Genomic DNA, 19,979 nt, shown 5'->3' on the forward strand with positions numbered 1-19,979 from the left:
AGCCCCAACAACCATGGTCCTTACCGAGGTTCAGGTAACGCCGCGCAGAAATCAGCTCCTTCATTCCGGAGACTCGCTCTCTTCCCTGGAGACTCGATGAACGACGCAGCTCCGCAGAACCACGACATCAGCCGACGCTCCGTCCTGGGCGCCGCGGGGGCCGCCGGGGCCGGGCTCGGCATCGGCGGGCTCGGCGCGGGCAGCGCCGCCGCCGCCGAGCGCACGGGCATCGCGGCGCAGGCCCCCGAGGCCGCCCACGAGGCCCCCGCGCCGAAGCGCCAGGGCCGGTCCATGATCGGCGTGCCGTTCCAGCGGCGCTCCACGGTCCGGGTCGGACTCATCGGACTCGGCAACCGCGGCGGCAGCATGATCGACCTCTATCTCGACGTGCCCGGTGTGCGGGTCGTGGCGCTCTGCGACCCGGTGAAGGCCAAGACCCGGAGCGCCGCCGCGAAGGTGACCGCCGCCGGTCAGCCCGCGCCCGCGCTCTACATGCACGGCGAGCACGACTACGAACACCTGCTCAGACGGGGCGACATCGACTTCGTGCACATCGCCACGCCCTGGGACTCGCACTTCGAGATCACCAAGGCCGCGCTCCTCGCGGGCGTCCACGCGGGCGTGGAGTGTCCCGCCTCGATGCACCTGGACCAGCTGTGGGAGCTCGTCGACCTCTCCGAGCGCACCAGACGCCACTGCATGCAGCTGGAGAACTGCTGTTACGGCAGAAACGAGATGCGTGTGCTGCGGATGGCACACGCCGGGAAGTTCGGCCAACTGCTGCACGGCGCGGGCGCGTACATCCACGATCTGCGCGGCCTGATGTTCGACCCGAAGTACTACGAGGGCCCCTGGCGGCGGCTGTGGCACACCCGGATGCGCGGGGACCTCTACCCCACCCATGGCTTCGGCCCGGTCGCCAACTACATGGACATCAACCGCGGTGACCGCGTGGTGTCCATCGTCAGCGTCGGCTCGCCCACGCTCGGACTCGCCGAGTACCGCGCCGCGCACATGCCGGCGGGCGATCCGAGCTACAAGGAGTCGTACATCGAGAGCGACCGCACGATCAGCCTGATCCAGACGGCGAAGGGCCGGGTGATCCGGCTGGAGCACGATGTGTCGACGCCCCACCCGTACAGCCGGATCAACAGCCTCGGCGGCACCAAGGGCCTCTTCGAGGACTACCCGGAGCGGATCTACATCGAGCCGGACCAGCACGACGACAACTGGGGCGACTTCTCGAAGTACACCGACTGGGACCACTGGCTCTGGAAGGAGCACGCCAACCCGCCCGGCGGCCACGGTGGCATGGACTACATGCTGGTGTTCCGGCTGATGCAGTGCATCCGGCTCGGTCTCGTCCCGGACTTCGACGTGTACGACGCCGCCACCTGGTCGGCGCCCGTGCCCCTGAGCAACCAGTCCGTCAAGGCGAAGGGCATGCCCCAGCAGATCCCCGACTTCACCCGGGGCGAATGGCACAAGTCCCGCCCCGGGATGGACTCCGAGAAGCCCCGGGAAGCCTGAGAGGCGGGGCCCGCCGCCCTACGGCACGGGCCCCGCGCAATAGTTCGCTCAGCACTCAGCAGCTCAGCAGCGCCGCAGGTCCTCGGTGAGGGTGCCCTGGACGGTCTTCAGGCTCCGGTCGTAGCAGCCGTCGGAGCCGTACAGGCGGTAGCGCTCGGCGGAGGTGCCGGTGGCGTGCCGCTGATCGCGCGGCACGTTCATCGTCCAGGAGGCATCGCCCCGATAGGTGTCGTCCAGGTGCGACCAGGCGGTGGCGTGCCCGCCGCGCGCGGTGGCGCTCTCCGCCCGGTCCCCGAGGGTGATCACCGTACGCAGCCGGTTGTCCGTGCCGATGGTCGTGGTGCCGTCCATCGTGTACGTCCGGTCGACGCGGGCCGTGACGGCCGGGCCGCGCCCGTCCGTGGTGACCGCGCTGTCATCGGTCCAACTGCCCTTCAGCGCATCGGTGTTCTCGCCCTCGGTCCACCGGTGGACCGACTCGGCGGCGACGGTCCGGGCGACCGTGGTCGTGACGCGGCCGTGCGAGGTGTTCAGATACCCGGCGGTCGTCAGCCGGTGGCCCGCCGTGGCGTCGAGGCGGAGTTCCGCACCCGGCGTGTACGTCGTGGTCGCGGCCGGGGCGCCCTCGTCGTGGCGGGTGAGCGCGCCGGTGACGACCTCGCTTCCCTTGTCCTGCCACACCATCACGTTCGTCGGCGTCGACCAGCCGGACTGCCCCTCGGGCACGCCCGCCACGGACACCTCCACGCGGTGCTCACGGCCGTCATTGAGCAGCGCCGCGTACGGCGTCAGGTCGTACTCGACGGGCCGTACGTCGAAGGCGTGGGGCGCCGGGACGACGTACCAGAGGAAGGGGTCCGACCAGCCGCCGGTCCACACGTTGGGGAACGGGGCGGCTATTCCGGCGAGTTGGCCGTCGACCTTGATCCGCACCTCGCGGTTGGGGCCCGCGGGCGCCTTGCAGGAGTACGGCGCGGGCTCCGGCACGGCCAGGTACCAGAACTCCTCGCACCCGCCGCCCGACCCGGTCGCGTACACCTCGGCGACTATCCGCTCGGAGTTGCGCGGGGTGGTGAGCCGGTCGCCGTCGAGCGGGAGCACCTTGTCGGGGGCCGGGGCGGGCTTGACGCGGCCCTCGGCGGCATAGAACGTCAGCGTGACCTTGACGTCGATGACACCGGTGTACGTGCTGTCGACGACGTTGCCGATCAGCATCTCGACGGGCTGCGCGGAGCGGAACGTATCGCTGTAGCGGGTGACGTCCTTCTCCACGTTCCAGGCGATGCCGTCCGGCGACGGCTCGGGGGTGGAGGTGCGCAGCACCTCGACGCCGCCGACATGGAGGTAGCCGAGGCGGTCGTACTGACGGCCCTTGACCTTGCCGTCGAGCCGCAGCACCACCTTGCTCCACCGGTCGCCGCACCCCTTGGGGGGCGTATAGGAGTTCTTGTACGGCGTGAAGTCGCGGAACTGCGCCTCGGCGAGGGTGACTCGGCAGGACGTGGTGTGCGGGGTCGCGACCGGCGGCGCGGCGGTGATGGGGTCGTGCCAGTCGGTGCCGAACTCGGCGGGCGGCTCGGGCGGCTGTGCGGCCGCCGCGGCCGGTCCGGCGCCCAGCAGCGTCCCCGCCGCGAGCGCCAACCCACCGATCATGGACATGATCCTCAGTCGTCTCATGCGTCAGGAGTGAAGCGCGTGAGGGGGCCTCGGCGCCAGAGGTGAACCGCGGACCTTGGCGCGTTCCGGCCCCGCGGACCGGAAATTCGATTGCTTCCTGGTGTCCGGAAAGGCGAACCTTGATCGGAATCACCCACTCATTCGGCCATCCTTTCCGAACCCGTTTCCGCGGCTCATCCAGCCGCTGTTTCCGACCCTTGGGACGTCATGCAGATTCGCGATCTTCCTTACACGGATCCAGGCGAACCGGACGTCCGCTCGGGTCCCCGGTTCCTGCTCTGGCTGGGCCTGGGCCAGCTCGGCGGGCAGCTCAAGTCACTGGCCTGGGGGCTGCTGCACCAGTGCGGCATCGCCGGGCTGCCGCTCGGCGTGGGCGTGGCCGTACAGGCCGTCATCGACCGCTCCGGGGCGCGTCTGGCGCTCGCGGGCGGCCTGATCGTGCTGCTCGCCGCGGCCATCGCCGTCGGTGACACGATGCTGCACCGCACGGCCGTCACCAACTGGATCACGGCCGCCGCCCGCGTCCAGCAGCTGCTCGCCCGCAAGACCGCCGAGCTCGGTTCGGTGCTCACGCACCGGGTCGCCGCCGGCGAGGTCGTCGCGGTCTCCACGGGTGACGTGGAGAAGATCGGCTGGTTCGTGGAGGCCCTGTCGCGGTTCGCGGCGGCCGCCACCACGCTGGTGATCGTCTGCGTCGCGCTGGTGATCTACCAGCCCGCGCTCGGCGTCGTGGTCGCGATCGGCGTGCCGGTGCTGGCCCTGGCCGCACTGCCGCTGCTGCCGCGCGCCACCAAGCGCGCGGACATCCAGCGCGAAAAGGCGGGCCGGGCCACCGAGTTGGCCTCGGACACCGTGGCCGGGCTGCGGGTACTGCGCGGCATCGGCGGCGAGGAGCTGTTCCTCGGCCGCTATCGCGAGGCCTCCCAGGAGGTCCGCGAGGCCGCCGTGCGCAGCGCCCGCATGTGGTCGCTGATCTCGGCCGTGCAGGTGCTGCTGCCCGGCATCCTGATGATCACGGTGGTCTGCTACGGGGCGGTGCTCGCCCGCGACGGCCGGATCACGGTCGGCGAACTGGTCACCGTCTACAGCGCGGTGACCCTGATGCTCTTCCCGCTGAGCCACTTCGAGGAGATCGCCATGGCGTACTCCTTCTCGCGGCCCTCCGCCAAGCGCGCCGCGCGCGTGCTGGCGCTGCGACGGGTCGCGGGACCGTCCGGGACGAACACGGGGGTGTCGTCCGGGACGATGACGCAGGCGGTGGAGGAGTCGTCCGGGACGGCTACGGGGGTGTCGTCCCGGACGACCGCGATCCCCTCCGGGGATCTCTACGACCCGGCGACCGGGCTGCTCGCGCCCAAGGGCCGGTTCACGGCCGTCGTGTGCGGCGACCCGGACGCGGCCGGACGGCTGGCCGAGCGGCTGGGCGGCCACGCCGCAGAGGCGAACGGCACGGCGTCCGCGCTGCTCGGCGGGGTCGCGCTCGACGAACTGCCGCTCGACGGGGCGCGTACCGCGGTCCTGGTCCAGGACAAGGACCCGGTACTGCTCTCGGGCACGCTCCGCGAACTGCTCGACGTGCCGTCGTCCGGGCAGGTCACGGCCGACGAGGCGCTGACGGCGGCGCAGTGCGGGGACGTCCTGGACGCGCTGGCCCAGGCGTCGGTGGACACCGACGGCGACCCGATGCGGACCCGGATCACCGAGCGCGGCCGGTCGCTGTCCGGCGGACAGCGCCAACGCCTCGCCCTGGCGCGGTCATTGGTGACCGACCCGGAGGTGCTGGTGCTCGACGAGCCGACCTCGGCGGTCGACTCGCACACCGAGGCGCGGGTCGCGGCGGGCGTCAAGCACCTGCGGACGGGCCGCACGACGGTCGTGTTCTCGTCGTCGCCGCTGCTGCTCGACCTGGCCGAGCGGGTGGTGTTCGTGCACGACGGCGAGGTGGCGTCGGTGGGCGTGCACCGCGAGCTGCTGCACACCGACGACCGCTACCGGGCGGTGGTCACCCGCGAGACGGACGAGTCGGCGCGGGACGAGAAGACCCTGGAGAAGTGGGAGGAGACGGCATGATCGGCGTGGCGGCACCCGAGTACGACCCGGCGGCCCCGGAGTCGGCCACCACCCTGCCCGTCGGCACCCCGGCGACGGTGCGCGGATACGTACGTGAGCTGATGCGGCGTCACCGCAAGGCGTTCGCGCTGCTCGTCGGGGTCAACGCGGTCGCCGTGATCGCCTCGATGGTCGGCCCGTACCTGCTCGGCTCCGTCGTCGAGGACCTGTCGCACGATGTGCGGGAGCTCCATCTGGAGCGCACCGCCGCCCTGTTCGCGGGTGCGCTGCTGGTGCAGACCGTGTTCACCCGGATGGTACGGCTGCGCGGGAGCATGCTCGGCGAGGAGATGCTGGCCGATCTGCGCGAGGACTTCCTGGTGCGCTCGGTCGGGCTGCCGCCGGGCGTCCTGGAGCGCGCGGGCACCGGCGATCTGCTGTCGCGGATCACCACGGACATCGACCGGCTGGCGAACGCGATGCGGGAGGCCGTGCCGCAGCTGGCCATCGGTGTGGTGTGGACGCTGCTGCTGATCGGCGCGCTCGGGGTCACCGCGCCGCCGCTGGCCCTCGCGGTGCTGGTCGCGGCGCCGCTGCTGGTGGTGGGGTGCCGCTGGTACTTCAAGCGGGCGCCCTCGGCGTACCGCTCGGAGGCGGCCGGTTACGCGGCGGTCGCGGCCGTGCTCGCCGAGACCGTCGACGCGGGCCGGACCATCGAGGCGCACCGCCTCGGTGCCCGCCGGGTCGAGCTGTCCGACCGGCGGATCACGCAGTGGACGGCCTGGGAGCGGTACACGCTGTGGCTGCGGTCGGTCTTCTTCCCGGTCATCAACCTCACGCACACCACCATCCTGCTGGCGGTCCTGATGATCGGCGGGTCGTTCGTCCTCAACGACTGGATGACGCCCGGGCAGTTGACCACGGGCGCGCTGCTCGCCCTGATGATGGTCGAGCCGGTCGGACTCATCCTGCGCTGGTACGACGAGCTGCAGGTGGCCCAGGTCTCGCTGGCCCGGCTCGTCGGCGTCCGCGACATCGAGCCGGACGCGGGCGACGCCGGGGTGCGGCCGGACGGCCGGGACGTCGAGGCCGACGACGTGCGGTTCGGCTACCGCGAGGGCGTCGACGTGCTGCACGAGGTGTCCCTTTCGGTGGCACCGGGCACCCGGCTCGCCCTGGTCGGGCCGTCCGGGGCGGGCAAGTCCACGCTCGGCCGGCTGCTCGCGGGGATCTACGCCCCGCGCGAGGGCCGGGTCACCCTGGGCGCCGCCGAGCTGTCCCGGATGCCGGCGGAGCGGGTGCGCGAGCATGTGGCTCTGGTCAACCAGGAACACCATGTGTTCGTGGGCTCGCTGCGGGACAACCTGCTGCTCGCGAGGACGGGCGCCCAGGACGCGGAGCTGTGGGCGGCGCTCGGCGCGGTCGACGCCGACGGCTGGGCGCGGGCCCTCGACGACGGCCTCGCCACCGAGGTCGGCTCCGGCGGACTCGCCCTCACCCCGGCCCAGGCCCAGCAGATCGCACTGGCGCGCCTGGTCCTCGCGGACCCGCACACGCTGGTCCTGGACGAGGCGACCTCGCTGCTCGACCCGCGCGCCGCCCGGCACCTGGAGCGCTCACTGGCCCGGGTGCTCGACGGCCGCACGGTCGTGGCGATCGCCCACCGCCTGCACACCGCGCACGACGCGGACGTCATCGCGGTGGTCGAGAACGGCCGCATCAGCGAGCTGGGCAGCCACGACGCCCTGGTCGCGGCGGACGGCGCGTACGCGGCACTGTGGCGCTCCTGGCACGGGTGACGGCATGGCACGCAGGAGCAAGCGGCGTCCACACGTCGACGCCTTCGTCGAGTTCGCCCGCACCGGCCGCCTGGGCGCGCTGTACGGCGGCGCCTCCCTCCAGGAGGTCGCCGCCGTGCACGGCACGCCGTGGACGGGCGTGCGGGTGCACCACAAGCGGCGGTGGCCGCACTGGTTCGGCTACGGAGACGTGGAGCTGTGCGTGTGCCGCTGCCGCCGGATCGACATGATCATCGTCCCGACCTGGCACCGCAGGTGCCTGGTCCCCGGGGACCGGCCGGACCGGCTGCGCCGGGTGCCGCCGCTCACGTACGGGATGATCGTGCCCGCGCTGGACGCGGCGGGTGTCGCGTGGCGCCCGGACGACTACCCGGGCCTGCCGCAGCGCACGGTGGTCACCGAGCCGGACGGGGGCCGCGTCGAGCTCGTCTTCGCCACCGAAAAGTACTGCCGCGAGACCCGTCAGGAGATCCCGCTGCGCACCCCGGTGCTCAACAAGATCGTGGCCGCCGCGGCGGCGCACGAGTGCCCGCCGATCGCGCCGGGCACCCCGGACGACGGCTGGGGCTCCTGAGCGGGGCCGTACGGAACCTGGGACTAGATGAAGTCCAGGGCTCCCGCCGCCCCTATCCCGCCCAGCACCATGAACGCCGGCATCAGTACCTTCAGCTCCACCCAGCTGCCGGCCCTGAAGCGCATCGCCTTCGGCGGGCCCAGGGGGTACCAGCGCTTGCGGCCCAGCGGGATCGGCCACAGGATCGGGCAGCCCGAGACGGTCAGGGCGTCACCGATGTCGTGGACCAGGGCGCCCAGCACGATCGGCAGGCCGAGCCACAGGTACTCCTGGCCGGAGCCGGTGAAGAGCCAGTGCGAGCCGTTGCCCGGCTTGTCCAGGACCCCGGCCATGATCCAGGCACCGGCCGCGCCGAGCAGCCACACCAGGACGTCGCTGGACATCCGGGCGGCCCGCCACAGCAGACCCTCCACGGCGAGCACCACATGGACGAAGAGGATGCCGAGCACCGCCCAGCGGCCGCCGAACATCGCCGCCGCCGAGGCGCCCGCCCCGATCAGGACCGCCCACAGCCAGGTGTGGGTGAGCGTGCGGTGGCCGCCGTTGCGGCGCGGGTCGCCGGGGCCCCTGGTCGCCTTGTAGACGGCGTGCGAGAGGTCGTCGACGACGCCGCACAGCGCCCGGGAGACCGGTCCGAAGGCGCGCGATATGGTCGCGGACTTGTGGTCGAGGTCGGGCGCGAGCGCCGCCCCGGCGCTGATCAGCGCACCGACGACGAGCACCGGCCAGGGCATGGCGTGCCCCGCGGCCGCGGCCGCGGCCCCCACCCCCAGCCAGGCTGCCGCTCCTGACAGTGAGTGCGCAGGTCCCATCATGACCGTGCCCCGCCCCATTTCCTGTTGTCCCGTGGCCCAGTTGACGGGCCAGCCTATCGTTCATGATCTTCTTGCCCCTCCTCCGGTTCCCTCTTACGCGGTCAAGCCAGGCAAGATGGGGGCGTGACCCTTATCGATCAGCTGCCGCCGAGTGCCGACCCCGATGCCCTTTTCGAGGCCTTCTCCACCTGGGCCGAGGAGCGGGGTATCTCCCTGTACCCGGCCCAGGAGGAGGCGCTGATCGAGGTGGTCTCGGGCGCGAACGTGATCCTTTCGACCCCCACCGGATCGGGAAAGAGCCTGGTGGCGGCCGGTGCGCACTTCGCGGCGCTGGCCCGGGACGAGGTCACCTTCTACACCGCGCCGATCAAGGCGCTGGTCTCGGAGAAGTTCTTCGACCTCTGCAAGCTCTTCGGCACCGAGAACGTCGGCATGCTGACCGGCGACGCGTCCGTGAACGCGGACGCCCCCGTCATCTGCTGCACCGCCGAGGTCCTCGCCTCCATCGCGCTGCGCGACGGCAAGCACGCCGACATCGGCCAGGTCGTGATGGACGAGTTCCACTTCTACGCCGAGGCGGACCGCGGCTGGGCCTGGCAGATCCCGATCCTGGAGCTCCCGCAGGCGCAGTTCGTCCTGATGTCGGCGACGCTCGGCGACGTCTCGATGTTCGAGAAGGACCTGACCCGCCGCACCGGCCGCGAGACCGCGGTGGTCCGCTCGGCGACCCGCCCGGTCCCGCTCTCGTACGAGTACGTCACCACGCCGATCACCGAGACGCTGACCGAGCTCCTGGAGACCCGGCAGTCGCCCGTCTACATCGTGCACTTCACCCAGGCCCAGGCGGTCGAGCGGGCGCAGTCGCTCATGTCGATCAACATGTGCACGCGCGAGGAGAAGGACGCGATCGCCGACCTGATCGGCAACTTCCGCTTCACCACCAAGTTCGGCCAGAACCTCTCCCGTTATGTACGCCACGGCATCGGTGTGCACCACGCGGGCATGCTGCCCAAGTACCGCCGCCTGGTGGAGAAGCTGGCGCAGGCCGGCCTTTTGAAGGTGATCTGCGGTACGGACACCCTCGGCGTGGGCGTCAACGTCCCCATCCGGACGGTGCTGTTCACCGCCCTCACCAAGTACGACGGCAACCGGGTGCGCACCCTGCGCGCCCGTGAGTTCCACCAGATCGCGGGCCGGGCCGGGCGGGCCGGGTTCGACACCGCCGGGTTCGTGGTCGCCCAGGCGCCCGAGCACGTCATCGAGAACGAAAAGGCGCTCGCCAAGGCGGGCGACGACCCGAAGAAGCGCCGCAAGGTGGTCCGCAAGAAGGCCCCCGAGGGCTTCGTCGCCTGGTCGGACACGACCTTCGAGAAGCTGATCGCCGCCGATCCCGAGCCGCTGACCTCGCGTTTCCGGGTCACCAACATCATGCTGCTCTCGGTGATCGCCCGGCCCGGCAACGCCTTCGAGGCGATGCGCCGCCTCCTGGAGGACAACCACGAGCCGCGCAAGGCGCAGCTGCGGCACATCCGCCGCGCCATCGCCATCTACCGCTCGCTGCTCGACGGCGGTGTGGTGGAGCAACTGGAGACGCCGGACGCCGAGGGCCGCACCATCCGCCTCACCGTCGACCTCCAGCAGGACTTCGCGCTCAACCAGCCGCTGTCCACGTTCGCGCTCGCGGCCTTCGACCTGCTCGACCCGGAGTCGCCCTCGTACGCGCTCGACATGGTCTCGGTCGTCGAGTCGACCCTGGACGACCCGCGCCAGATCCTCGCCGCCATGCAGAACAAGGCGCGCGGCGAGGCCGTGGGGCAGATGAAGGCGGACGGCGTCGAGTACGAGGAGCGCATGGAGCGGCTCCAGGACATCTCGTACCCGAAGCCGCTGGAAGAGCTGCTGTGGCACGCGTACAACGTCTACAAGAAGTCGCACCCGTGGGTCGGCGACCACCCGGTCTCGCCGAAGTCGGTCATCCGTGACATGTACGAACGGGCGCTCACCTTCACCGAGTTCACCTCCTGGTACGAGCTGGCGCGCACCGAGGGCATCGTCCTGCGCTATCTGGCCGGCGCGTACAAGGCGCTCGACCACACCATCCCCGACGACCTGAAGACCGAGGACCTGGAAGACCTCATCGCCTGGCTCGGCGAGATGGTCCGCCAGGTCGACTCCAGCCTCCTGGACGAGTGGGAGCAGCTGGCCAACCCCGAGATCGAGACCGCCGAGCAGGCCCAGGAGAAGGCCGACGAGGTCAAGCCGGTCACCGCGAACGCCCGCGCCTTCCGGGTCCTGGTGCGCAACGCGATGTTCCGCCGGGTGGAGCTGGCCGCGCTCGACAACGTGGACGCGCTCGGCGAGCTGGACGCCGAGTCCGGCTGGGACGCGGACGCCTGGGGCGAGGCGATGGACAAGTACTGGGACGAGTACGAGGACCTGGGCACCGGCCCCGACGCGCGCGGCCCGAAGCTGCTGGCGATCGAGGAGGACGCGGCGCACGGCCTGTGGCGCGTCCGGCAGACGTTCGCCGACCCGAACGGCGACCATGGCTGGGGCATCAGCGCGGAGGTCGATCTGGCGGCCTCCGACGAAGAGGGCCGCGCGGTGGTGCGCGTCACCGACGTCGGCGAGCTCTGAGCCCGGCTCCGACTGCGAGAGGACCGCGACGACATGACCAACCCCGCCGAGAGACTTGTCGATCTGCTCGACCTGGAGCAGATCGAGGTCAACATCTTCCGCGGCCGCAGCCCCGAGGAGTCCCTCCAGCGGGTCTTCGGCGGCCAGGTCGCGGGCCAGGCGCTGGTCGCGGCCGGGCGCACGACGGACGGCGAGCGCCCGGTGCACTCGCTGCACGCCTATTTCCTGCGCCCCGGCCACCCCGGCGTCCCGATCGTCTACCAGGTCGAACGGGTCCGGGACGGCCGGTCGTTCACCACCCGCCGGGTCACGGCGGTCCAGCAGGGCCGCACGATCTTCAATCTGACGGCCTCCTTCCACCAGCCGGAGCCCGGCAGCATCGAGCACCAGCTGCCGCCGCGCCTGGACTTCCCGGAGCCCGAGTCGCTGCCGACGGTCGGCGACGAGATCCGCGAACACCTGGGGGCGCTGCCGGAGGCCCTGGAACGGATGGCGCGGCGCCAGCCGTTCGACATCCGGTACGTGGACCGGCTGCGCTGGACCCCGGACGAGATCAAGGACGCGGACCCGCGCAGCGCGGTGTGGATGCGCGCGGTCGGCCCGCTGGGCGACGACCCGCTGGTCCACACCTGCGCGCTGACGTACGCGTCCGACATGACGCTCCTGGACGCGGTACGCATCCCGGTGGAGCCCCTGTGGGGGCCGCGCGGCTTCGACATGGCCTCGCTGGACCACGCGATGTGGTTCCACCGGCCGTTCCGCGCCGACGAGTGGTTCCTGTACGACCAGGAGTCCCCCATCGCGACCGGCGGCCGGGGCCTGGCCCGCGGCCGCATCTACGACCGCGAGGGCCGGCTCCTGGTGTCGGTGGTCCAGGAGGGCCTGTTCCGCCCGCTGTCCACCGACGTCTGATCGACTCACTTACTGCCATGAGGAGTTACGCATGTCCCTGTACGACATCCCGCTGCGCACCCTGACCGGCGAGCCCACCTCGCTCGCCGACTACAAGGGCAAGGCGGTGCTGGTCGTGAACGTGGCGTCCAAGTGCGGCCTGACCCCGCAGTACGCCGGCCTGGAGCGCCTCCAGGCGCAGTACGCCGAGCGCGGCTTCACCGTGCTCGGCGTGCCCTGCAACCAGTTCGGCGGGCAGGAGCCCGGCAGCGCGGAGGAGATCCGGACCTTCTGCTCCACGACGTACGGCGTAACGTTCCCGCTCCTGGAGAAGACGGACGTCAACGGCGACGGCCGTCACCCGCTGTACGCCCGGCTGACCGAGGTCGCGGACGCGGACGGCGAGGCCGGGGACATCCAGTGGAACTTCGAGAAGTTCCTGATCTCGCCGTCCGGCGAGGTCGTCTCGCGCATCCGCCCGCGCACCGAGCCGGACGCCCCGGAACTCGTCGCGGCGATCGAGGCGCTGCTCTCGGCCTGAGCGCTCCGCGATTCCAGCGGAGCGCTCAGCGGATCGGCATGCCCGAGAGGGTGCGGGCGATGACCAGGCGCTGGATCTCGCTCGTACCCTCGAAGATCGTGTAAATCGCCGCGTCGCGGTGCATGCGCTCCACCGGGTACTCACGGGTGTAGCCGTTGCCGCCGAGGATCTGGATCGCCTGGGCGGTGACCTTCTTGGCGGTCTCGCTCGCGTACAGCTTGGACATCGAGCCCTCGGCCGAGGTGAAGGGCCTGCCCGCGGTCGCCATCCAGGAGGCCCGCCACACCAGGAGGCGGGCCGCGTCGATCTGGGTGCGCATGTCGGCGAGCTGGAAGGCGACGCCCTGGTTGTCGATGATCGGGCGGCCGAACTGCTCGCGCCCCTTGGCGTATTCGAGGGCGTAGTCGTACGCGGCGCGGGCGGTGCCGACCGCCATGGCGCCGACGGCCGGGCGGGACGCCTCGAAGGTGGCCATGGCGGCGTTCTTCACGCGCTCGCCGCCGCCCGCCCTGGCCTTCTCGCGGGCCCGCGCCAGCCGCTCGTCGAGCTTCTGCTTGCCACCGAGCAGGCAGTGCCCGGGCACGCGCACGTCCTCCAGAACCACCTCGGCGGTGTGCGAGGCGCGGATGCCGTGCTTCTTGAACTTCTGCCCCTGGGACAGACCCCGGGTGTTCGGCGGCACGATGAACGAGGCGTGCCCCTTGGAGCCGAGCTCGGGGTCGACGACCGCGACCACGACGTGGACGTTGGCTATGCCGCCGTTGGTGGCCCACGTCTTGGTGCCGTTGAGGACCCACTCGTCCTTGGCCTCGTCGTAGACGGCCTTCGTGCGCATCGAGGCGACATCGGAGCCCGCGTCCGGCTCGGAGGAGCAGAAGGCGGCCACCTTCACGTCGTCCACGTCCCCGTACATCTGCGGGATCCAGGTGCCGATCTGCTCCTCGGTGCCGTTGGCGAGGACGCCGACGGCGGCCAGGCCCGTCCCCACGATCGACAGGGCGATGCCCGCGTCGCCCCAGAACAGCTCCTCCATCGCGACCGGGATGCCGAGGCCGGTCGGGTCGAAGAACTGCTGGGCGTAGAAGTCCAGGGAGTAGATTCCGACCTTGGCGGCCTCCTGGATCACCGGCCAGGGGGTCTCCTCTCGCTCGTCCCACTCGGCGGCGGCGGGGCGGATGACGTCCTTGGCGAATCCGTGCAGCCAGTCCTGGACCTGCTTCTGGTCGTCATTGAGTTCCATCGTGAACTCGGCCATGTCGTCTCCACCACTCCCTGTGCCACGAGCAAGCGTTACTTGCGGTAACGGCAGTATGTTACTGGCCGGTAGAGCATGTCAACCAGCCGTCCTGCACTCAGCGGACGACCTGGTCGGGGTGTTACGTTGCGCAGGCATCGCGCAAGACCGAAAACGCACAACGCAGTACGGGCGGGGAGACACAGCCATGGAGACCACACACCAGGCCGAGCAGCAGCGGACGTCGGCCGAGACCCGCCGGCGCGAACTGCTGGAGGCGGCGGACCGGGTGGTACTCCGGGACGGGCCCAAGGCGTCGATGAACGCGATCGCGGCGGAGGCGGGCATCACCAAGCCGATCCTGTACCGCCACTTCGGGGACAAGGGCGGGCTGTACCGCGCGCTCGCCCAGCGCCACACCGACGCGCTGCTCGCCGCGCTGCGGGCGGCCCTGGACGCGCCGGCCGAGCGCCGCGAGCGGGTGGAGGCGACGCTGGACACCTATCTCGCGGCGATCGAGGCGCGGCCGCAGGTGTACCGGTTCCTGATGCACCCGGCGGAGGAGTCCGGGGCGGGTGAGCAACCCGGGTTCGACGTGGGGCGGCACTCGGCGCCGCTGCTGCGGCGGATGGGCGAGGAGCTGGGCGTGGTCATAGCCGAGCGGATCGACCTCGGGCCCGGGAGCGAGGCGCTCGCGCGGGTGTGGGGGCACGGGATCGTCGGCATGATGCACGCGGCGGGCGACTGGTGGCTGGGGGAACGTCCGTGCTCGCGGGACGAGTTGGTACGGGGGCTGGCGGATCTGCTGTGGGGGCGGTTGGCAGCGGCGGGCGACCGAGCGGGCGGCCCGGGGTTCTGATTCCCCCCACTTACCCCCGGGGCTCCGCCCCGGACCCCCGCCCCGCTCTTGGGCTGCGGACCGTGCTGGGTTGCTCGCGCAGTTCCCCGCGCCCCTAAGAGGGCCCGGAGGGCCCTCTTAGGGGCGCGGGGCTGTGACATTTGCGGCTCCGCCGCGCGGGCGCGACCAGCCCCCACCGGGCCGCAGCCGAAGAACCCGGCCGCCCGCCCAGGGCTTCAGGGAACGGGCGGGGTGGGGGGCAGACCCGCCTTGGCGGCCGAGCGCAGCAGGCGGCGGTGGCGCCAGCCCGTCAAGCGGTCCGGGTACACCACCCCCTCCAGGTGGTCCATCTCGTGCTGGAGGCACCGGGCGAAGAAGCCGGTGCCGAGGATCCGGACCGGCGAGCCGTCCGCCAACACCCCCTCCACCACCGCCTCGTCGTACCGCTCCGTCCCCGCCTCAAGACCGGGCAGGGACAGACAGCCCTCGGAACCCCGGATCACTACACCGTCCGTGGACACCAGACGCGGGTTGACGATGTGTCCGAGATGGCGGACGTCCTCGTCGTCGGGGCAGTCGTACACGAACACCCGCAGCCCCACCCCGACCTGATTCGCCGCGAGCCCGACCCCCTGCGCCGCGTACATCGTCGCGAACATGTCCTCGACCAGCCGCCGAAGCGGCGGTCCGAAGTCGGTGACGGGCTCGCAGGGGGCGTGCAGGACCGGGTCGCCGAGGAGAGACATCTCTCGTACGGTGCCGGAACTGCCGGGAATCGGACGGTGGCGCATGGCCGCAAGCGTACGTTCCGGGCCACCCGGAGCCGCGCTCGCGGTGGCGCGGTTCGGGCCGCTGTCCGGATCTCGATAGGCTGAGGTCCGACCCAGGCGCAAGGAGGATCAAGGACGATGGCAGGCAACGCGGAGCCGCTGTCACCGCGGGCCAAGCTCGCCGTGACGGCGGGCAAGGCCGCTGCGGCGGTGTCGCGCGCGGCGGGGCGGGGCAGTGGATCGGTGATCGGCGGCCGGGTGGCGCTCAAGCTGGACCCCGATCTGCTGGGGCGGCTGGCGAACCACCTGGACGTGGTCCTGGTCTCGGCGACGAACGGCAAGACGACGACGACCCGGCTCATCGCCGAGGCACTGCGGGCCAGCGGCCCGGTGGTGTCGAACGCGCTGGGCGCCAATATGCCCGCGGGCATCACCTCGGCGCTGGCGGGCGGCTCGGACGCCCGCTTCGGCGTGATCGAGGTGGACGAGAAGTACCTCTCGGGGGTGGCGCGGGATGTGACGCCCAAGGCGATCGCGCTGCTCAACCTGAGCCGCGACCAGCTCGACCGGGCCGCCGAGACCCGGATGCTCGCCGAGAAGTGGCGCGAGGGACTCCAGGGCACCAAGGCCGTGGTGATCGCCAACGCCGACGACCCGCTGGTCGTCTGGGCGGCGTCCTCCTCCCCCAATGTGGTGTGGGTGGCGGCCGGCCAGGAGTGGAAGGACGACGCCTGGTCGTGCCCCGCCTGCGGCGGTGTGATGCAGCGCCCCGGCGACGACTGGTTCTGCGGTGAGTGCGGCTTCCGCCGCCCCGCCCCGAGCTGGGTGCTCAGCGGCGACTACGTCCTGGACCCGCACGGTTCGGCCTGGCCGATCCACCTCCAGCTGCCCGGCCGCGCCAACAAGGCCAACGCCGCCACCTCCGCCGCGGTCGCCGCGGTGTTCGGGGTGCCGCCGCAGGTCGCGCTTGAGCGGATGTACCAGGTGCAGGCGGTCGCGGGACGCTATGACGTCGTCTCCTTCCAGGGCCGTGAGCTGCGGCTGCTGCTCGCGAAGAACCCGGCGGGCTGGCTCGAAACGTTTTCCCTGATCGACCCGCCGCCGACGCCGGTGATCCTTTCGGTCAACGCCCGGGGCGCGGACGGCACGGACACCTCGTGGCTGTGGGACGTCGACTACACCCGGCTCGCCGGTCACCCGATCTTCGTGATCGGCGACCGCAAGCTGGACCTGGCGGTCCGCCTCGAAGTCGCCAACCTGGACTTCCGGGTCTGCGAGAGCCTGGCGGAGTGCGTACAGCTGGCGCCGCCCGGGCAGATCGAGCTGATCGCCAACTACACCGCCTTCCAGGACGTGCGCCGCACGGTCGGCAACTGAGACCCCCGAAGGAGAAGCGAGCAATGAGCGACAACAGCCTGCGCCTCGTGTGGGTCTACCCCGACCTGCTGAGCACCTACGGCGACCAGGGCAACGCGCTGGTCGTGGAGCGCCGGGCCCGTCAGCGCGGCCTCGACGTGGCGCGCGTCGACGTCCGCAGCGACCAGCCGGTGCCGTCGTCCGGCGACATCTATCTGATCGGCGGCGGCGAGGACCGGCCGCAGCGGCTGGCGGCCGAGCGGCTGCGCCGCGACGGCGGGCTCCAGCGCGCCGCCGCCAACGGCGCGATCATCTTCTCGGTCTGCGCCGGGTACCAGATCCTCGGCCACGAGTTCATCAACGACCTCGGTGAGCGCGAGCCCGGCCTCGGCCTGCTCGACGTGGTCTCCACCCGGGGCGAGGGCGAGCGCTGCGTCGGCGACGTCCTCGGCGACATCGACGAGCGCCTGGGCCTGCCCCAGCTCACCGGGTTCGAGAACCACCAGGGCATCACCCATCTCGGCCCCACCGCCCGCCCGTTCGCCCGGGTCCGCCTGGGCCGGGGCAACGGCACCGGCGACGGCACCGAGGGCGCCTACAACGAGACGGTCTTCGGCACGTACATGCACGGTCCCGTGCTCGCGCGCAACCCGCAGATCGCGGACCTGCTGCTGAAGCTGGCCCTCGATGTGAACGCGCTGCCGCCGACCGACGACCGCTGGTACGAGGCGCTGCGCGCCGAGCGCATCGCCTCGGCGACCCAGCCCGCCTGACCCGACGCCGCTCTCCGGAGCGGCGTTGGACGTTCGTACGACGTCCATCAGTCGGACGTCTGATTCGGCCCCGTCACCCTGCGCCGGTAGGGTGGCGGGGATCCAACCGGACGACGTGGTCCGGTCGTCGGCCCACGTTGCAAAGGTTTTCCGGGCAATGCGAATTGGTGTGCTCACCTCCGGCGGCGACTGCCCCGGCCTGAACGCCGTCATCCGTTCCGTCGTGCACCGCGCGGTGGTCGACCACGGCGACGAGGTCATCGGCTTCCACGACGGCTGGAAGGGTCTCCTGGAGGCCGACTACCGCAAGCTCGACCTCGACGCGGTCGGCGGCATCCTCGCGCTCGGCGGCACCATCCTCGGCTCGTCCCGGGTGCAGCCCGCGCATCTGCGCGACGGCGTGGAGCGCGCCAAGGGCCATGTCGCCGAGCTCGGCCTCGACGCGATCATCCCGATCGGCGGCGAGGGCACGCTCAAGGCCGCCCATCTGCTCTCCGAGGCGGGCCTGCCGATCGTCGGTGTGCCCAAGACCATCGACAACGACATCGCCTCGACCGATGTCACCTTCGGCTTCGACACGGCCGTCGGTGTCGCCACCGACGCGCTCGACCGCCTCAAGACGACGGCCGAGTCCCACCAGCGCGTCCTGATCGTCGAGGTCATGGGCCGTCACACCGGCTGGATCGCGCTGCACTCCGGCATGGCCGCGGGCGCCCACGCGATCGTCGTGCCGGAGCGCCCGTTCGACATCGACGAGCTGACCGAGCTGGTCGGCCGGCGCTTCTCCGCGGGCAAGAAGTTCGCGATCGTGGTGGTCGCCGAGGGCGCCAAGCCCCGTGAGGGCTCCATGCGCTTCGACGTGGGCGGCACCGACATCTACGGCCACGAGCGGTTCGCGGGCGTCGCCAGCCAGCTCTCCGTCGAGCTGGAGCGCCGGCTGAACAAGGAGGCCCGCGCGGTCATCCTCGGCCACGTCCAGCGCGGCGGCACCCCGACCGCGTACGACCGCGTCCTGGCCACCCGGTTCGGCTGGCACGCCGTGGAGGCGGTGCACCGCCGCGAGTTCGGGATGCTGACCGCGCTGCGCGGCACCGACATCACCATGGTGCCGCTCGCCGAGGCGACGGCGACGCTCAAGACCGTCCCGGCCGAGCGCTACGCCGAGGCGGAGTGCGTGCTCTGACGTACGGGTAGTTTCGTAGGCAATCAACCGCCCCCGGTCGCATCAGCGGCCGGGGGCGGTTCTACTCTGGGTCCGGACAACCGGTACGAAATCAGGAGTCAGCGGATGGATCACAGCGGGCACGGCATGACCATGGATCTGCCGCCGTTCACGCTGGCGCGGGGTATGGAGTGGTCCGCGGACCCGTTCTTCCTGATCGGCTGCGTGCTCGGGCTCGGTCTGTACGGCTACGCGGTCGTGCGGCTGCGCCGACGCGGCGACAGCTGGCCGGTCAGCCGGATGATCTTCTGGACCCTGGGTGTGCTGAGCATCGGCCTGGTGATGTGCACCAAGCTGAACGACTACGGCATGGTCATGTTCAGCGTGCACATGGTCCAGCACATGGTCATCAGCATGCTCTCGCCGATCCTGCTGCTCCTGGGCGCGCCGATCACGCTCACCCTGCGGGCGCTGCCGGTCGCGGGCCGGGGCCGCAGGGGTCCGCGCGAACTGCTGCTCGCGCTGCTGCACAGCCGGTACATGAAGATCGTCACGCATCCCGCGTTCACCATCCCGCTGTTCATCGCGAGCCTGTACGCGCTCTACTTCTCGCCCCTGTTCGACTTCCTGATGGAGTCGAAGACCGGCCACATCGCGATGATGGTCCACTTCCTCGCCGTGGGCCTGGTCTTCTTCTGGCCGATCATGGGCGTCGACCCGGGCCCGCACCGGCCCGGCTACATCATGCGGATGCTGGAGCTCTTCGCGGGCATGCCGTTCCACGCCTTCTTCGGCATCGCGCTGATGATGGCTACCCAGCCGATGATCGGCACGTACAAGAACCCGCCCGCCTCGCTCGGCATCGACGCGCTCTCCGACCAGGAGGCGGCCGGCGGCATCGCCTGGGCCTTCAGCGAGATCCCGTCCGTGGTGGTCCTGATCGCGCTGGTCTTCCAGTGGTACGCGACCGAGAAGCGCGAGGCGAAGCGGCAGGACCGGGCCGCCGACCGCAACGGCGACAAGGAGCTGGCGGCGTACAACGCCTATCTCGCCTCGCTCAACGCACGCGGGCAGTGACCAGCCGTACGCCATCGGTACGCACGTCTGGCGCCCGGGGCGTTCCCGGGGCGACCATGGACTTCCACGGCAGCGGCCGGTCGGAAGGGGACGCCCATGCCCGGCACGACGAAGGCGATGGTGGTGCTCACCGTCGTGGCGCTGGTGGTGATCACTGCCTACACGGTGGCGCTCGGCAGCAGCGGCTGGCTCTGGTTCGGCTGGGTGGTCCTCGGCCTTTCCACGGTCGGCATGGCGGCTTCGCGCAGCGCCTGAG

General features: G+C 71.2%; 17 protein-coding genes. 13 read left to right on the plus strand and 4 right to left on the minus strand.

Annotated features, from left to right (window positions below):
* Positions 1-96 precede the first annotated feature (96 nt).
* Positions 97-1,530, plus strand: a complete 1,434-nt coding sequence (locus ACGFRG_RS05020; RefSeq protein WP_393261404.1) for a Gfo/Idh/MocA family protein — start codon at positions 97-99, stop codon at positions 1,528-1,530.
* 63 nt (positions 1,531-1,593) lie between these two features.
* On the opposite strand, the gene ACGFRG_RS05025 is transcribed toward ACGFRG_RS05020, so the two are convergent.
* Positions 1,594-3,207 carry a peptide-N4-asparagine amidase gene (locus ACGFRG_RS05025; RefSeq protein ID WP_393261406.1) on the minus strand — a complete coding sequence of 538 codons (1,614 nt, stop codon included), beginning with the start codon at positions 3,205-3,207 and terminating at the stop codon, positions 1,594-1,596.
* Positions 3,208-3,414: 207 nt separating this feature from the next.
* Between ACGFRG_RS05025 and ACGFRG_RS05030 the strand changes: the two genes are divergently transcribed.
* From ACGFRG_RS05030 to ACGFRG_RS05040, 3 genes are read left to right on the plus strand one after another with little or no spacing between them, the layout of a single operon-like run.
* Positions 3,415-5,277, plus strand: coding sequence for an ABC transporter transmembrane domain-containing protein (locus ACGFRG_RS05030; RefSeq protein WP_393261408.1), 1,863 nt, complete (start codon positions 3,415-3,417; stop codon positions 5,275-5,277).
* The gene (locus ACGFRG_RS05035; protein ID WP_361426885.1) at positions 5,274-7,055 is read left to right on the plus strand and encodes an ABC transporter ATP-binding protein; all 1,782 of its coding nucleotides are present in this window, start codon (positions 5,274-5,276) and stop codon (positions 7,053-7,055) included. Before ACGFRG_RS05030 ends, ACGFRG_RS05035 begins: the two co-directional genes overlap by 4 nt.
* A 4-nt stretch (positions 7,056-7,059) precedes the next feature.
* Complete coding sequence (locus ACGFRG_RS05040) at positions 7,060-7,629, plus strand: hypothetical protein (protein WP_393261410.1); 570 nt, start codon at positions 7,060-7,062, stop codon at positions 7,627-7,629.
* A 23-nt stretch (positions 7,630-7,652) separates the two neighbouring features.
* Here the strand turns inward: ACGFRG_RS05040 and ACGFRG_RS05045 are convergent, their stop codons facing one another.
* Positions 7,653-8,444: a metal-dependent hydrolase gene (locus ACGFRG_RS05045; protein ID WP_361426890.1), complete on the minus strand. Its 792-nt coding sequence runs from the start codon at positions 8,442-8,444 to the stop codon at positions 7,653-7,655.
* Between the two features lie 123 nt (positions 8,445-8,567).
* On the opposite strand from ACGFRG_RS05045, the gene ACGFRG_RS05050 reads away from it, so the two are divergent.
* From ACGFRG_RS05050 to ACGFRG_RS05060, 3 genes are read left to right on the plus strand one after another with little or no spacing between them, the layout of a single operon-like run.
* Positions 8,568-11,081, plus strand: a complete 2,514-nt coding sequence (locus ACGFRG_RS05050) for a DEAD/DEAH box helicase (protein ID WP_393261412.1) — start codon at positions 8,568-8,570, stop codon at positions 11,079-11,081.
* A gap of 33 nt (positions 11,082-11,114) precedes the next feature.
* Positions 11,115-11,993, plus strand: a complete 879-nt coding sequence (locus tag ACGFRG_RS05055) for an acyl-CoA thioesterase II (RefSeq protein WP_361426896.1) — start codon at positions 11,115-11,117, stop codon at positions 11,991-11,993.
* Positions 11,994-12,024: 31 nt separating this feature from the next.
* Positions 12,025-12,513 (plus strand): glutathione peroxidase, encoded by a 489-nt coding sequence (locus tag ACGFRG_RS05060; protein ID WP_393261414.1) that lies wholly within the window; start codon positions 12,025-12,027, stop codon positions 12,511-12,513.
* A 25-nt stretch (positions 12,514-12,538) separates the two neighbouring features.
* On the opposite strand, the gene ACGFRG_RS05065 is transcribed toward ACGFRG_RS05060, so the two are convergent.
* Entirely contained in the window at positions 12,539-13,768 is a 1,230-nt protein-coding gene (locus tag ACGFRG_RS05065; RefSeq protein WP_361426902.1) for an acyl-CoA dehydrogenase family protein, read from the minus strand.
* A gap of 187 nt (positions 13,769-13,955) precedes the next feature.
* Between ACGFRG_RS05065 and ACGFRG_RS05070 the strand changes: the two genes are divergently transcribed.
* Complete coding sequence (locus ACGFRG_RS05070; RefSeq protein WP_361426905.1) at positions 13,956-14,606, plus strand: TetR family transcriptional regulator; 651 nt, start codon at positions 13,956-13,958, stop codon at positions 14,604-14,606.
* Between the two features lie 215 nt (positions 14,607-14,821).
* On the opposite strand, the gene def is transcribed toward ACGFRG_RS05070, so the two are convergent.
* On the minus strand, positions 14,822-15,376 hold the full coding sequence (gene def, locus ACGFRG_RS05075; protein WP_393261417.1) for a peptide deformylase: 555 nt from the start codon (positions 15,374-15,376) through the stop codon (positions 14,822-14,824).
* Between the two features lie 117 nt (positions 15,377-15,493).
* Here def and ACGFRG_RS05080 point away from each other — a divergent pair, with 117 nt between their 5' ends.
* The 5 genes from ACGFRG_RS05080 to ACGFRG_RS05100 all read left to right on the plus strand — a co-directional run bounded on the left by ACGFRG_RS05080 (position 15,494) and on the right by ACGFRG_RS05100 (position 19,978).
* On the plus strand, positions 15,494-16,732 hold the full coding sequence (locus ACGFRG_RS05080) for a MurT ligase domain-containing protein (RefSeq protein WP_358836097.1): 1,239 nt from the start codon (positions 15,494-15,496) through the stop codon (positions 16,730-16,732).
* A gap of 23 nt (positions 16,733-16,755) precedes the next feature.
* Positions 16,756-17,484, plus strand: coding sequence for a glutamine amidotransferase (locus tag ACGFRG_RS05085; protein ID WP_361426911.1), 729 nt, complete (start codon positions 16,756-16,758; stop codon positions 17,482-17,484).
* Positions 17,485-17,641: 157 nt separating this feature from the next.
* Positions 17,642-18,667 carry a 6-phosphofructokinase gene (locus ACGFRG_RS05090; RefSeq protein WP_361426914.1) on the plus strand — a complete coding sequence of 342 codons (1,026 nt, stop codon included), beginning with the start codon at positions 17,642-17,644 and terminating at the stop codon, positions 18,665-18,667.
* Positions 18,668-18,772: 105 nt separating this feature from the next.
* Entirely contained in the window at positions 18,773-19,723 is a 951-nt protein-coding gene (locus tag ACGFRG_RS05095) for a cytochrome c oxidase assembly protein (RefSeq protein WP_361426917.1), read from the plus strand.
* A 96-nt stretch (positions 19,724-19,819) separates the two neighbouring features.
* Positions 19,820-19,978, plus strand: a complete 159-nt coding sequence (locus ACGFRG_RS05100) for a hypothetical protein (protein ID WP_188274733.1) — start codon at positions 19,820-19,822, stop codon at positions 19,976-19,978.
* The last annotated feature ends 1 nt before the right edge of the window (position 19,979 follow it).

The organism is Streptomyces sp. NPDC048696 (genome assembly GCF_043198895.1).
Lineage (GTDB): Bacteria > Actinomycetota > Actinomycetes > Streptomycetales > Streptomycetaceae > Streptomyces.

Excerpts from the sequence above, each read along its gene's own strand:
- ACGFRG_RS05020 (WP_393261404.1), top strand. The coding sequence starts at position 97 with ATGAACGACGCAGCTCCGCAGAACCACGACATCAGCCGACGCTCCGTC.
- ACGFRG_RS05025 (WP_393261406.1), bottom strand. The coding sequence starts at position 3,207 with ATGAGACGACTGAGGATCATGTCCATGATCGGTGGGTTGGCGCTCGCG.
- ACGFRG_RS05030 (WP_393261408.1), top strand. The coding sequence starts at position 3,415 with ATGCAGATTCGCGATCTTCCTTACACGGATCCAGGCGAACCGGACGTC.
- ACGFRG_RS05035 (WP_361426885.1), top strand. The coding sequence starts at position 5,274 with ATGATCGGCGTGGCGGCACCCGAGTACGACCCGGCGGCCCCGGAGTCG.
- ACGFRG_RS05040 (WP_393261410.1), top strand. The coding sequence starts at position 7,060 with ATGGCACGCAGGAGCAAGCGGCGTCCACACGTCGACGCCTTCGTCGAG.
- ACGFRG_RS05045 (WP_361426890.1), bottom strand. The coding sequence starts at position 8,444 with ATGATGGGACCTGCGCACTCACTGTCAGGAGCGGCAGCCTGGCTGGGG.
- ACGFRG_RS05055 (WP_361426896.1), top strand. The coding sequence starts at position 11,115 with ATGACCAACCCCGCCGAGAGACTTGTCGATCTGCTCGACCTGGAGCAG.
- ACGFRG_RS05060 (WP_393261414.1), top strand. The coding sequence starts at position 12,025 with ATGTCCCTGTACGACATCCCGCTGCGCACCCTGACCGGCGAGCCCACC.
- ACGFRG_RS05065 (WP_361426902.1), bottom strand. The coding sequence starts at position 13,768 with ATGGCCGAGTTCACGATGGAACTCAATGACGACCAGAAGCAGGTCCAG.
- ACGFRG_RS05070 (WP_361426905.1), top strand. The coding sequence starts at position 13,956 with ATGGAGACCACACACCAGGCCGAGCAGCAGCGGACGTCGGCCGAGACC.
- def (WP_393261417.1), bottom strand. The coding sequence starts at position 15,376 with ATGCGCCACCGTCCGATTCCCGGCAGTTCCGGCACCGTACGAGAGATG.
- ACGFRG_RS05080 (WP_358836097.1), top strand. The coding sequence starts at position 15,494 with ATGGCAGGCAACGCGGAGCCGCTGTCACCGCGGGCCAAGCTCGCCGTG.
- ACGFRG_RS05085 (WP_361426911.1), top strand. The coding sequence starts at position 16,756 with ATGAGCGACAACAGCCTGCGCCTCGTGTGGGTCTACCCCGACCTGCTG.
- ACGFRG_RS05090 (WP_361426914.1), top strand. The coding sequence starts at position 17,642 with ATGCGAATTGGTGTGCTCACCTCCGGCGGCGACTGCCCCGGCCTGAAC.
- ACGFRG_RS05095 (WP_361426917.1), top strand. The coding sequence starts at position 18,773 with ATGGATCACAGCGGGCACGGCATGACCATGGATCTGCCGCCGTTCACG.
- ACGFRG_RS05100 (WP_188274733.1), top strand. The coding sequence starts at position 19,820 with ATGCCCGGCACGACGAAGGCGATGGTGGTGCTCACCGTCGTGGCGCTG.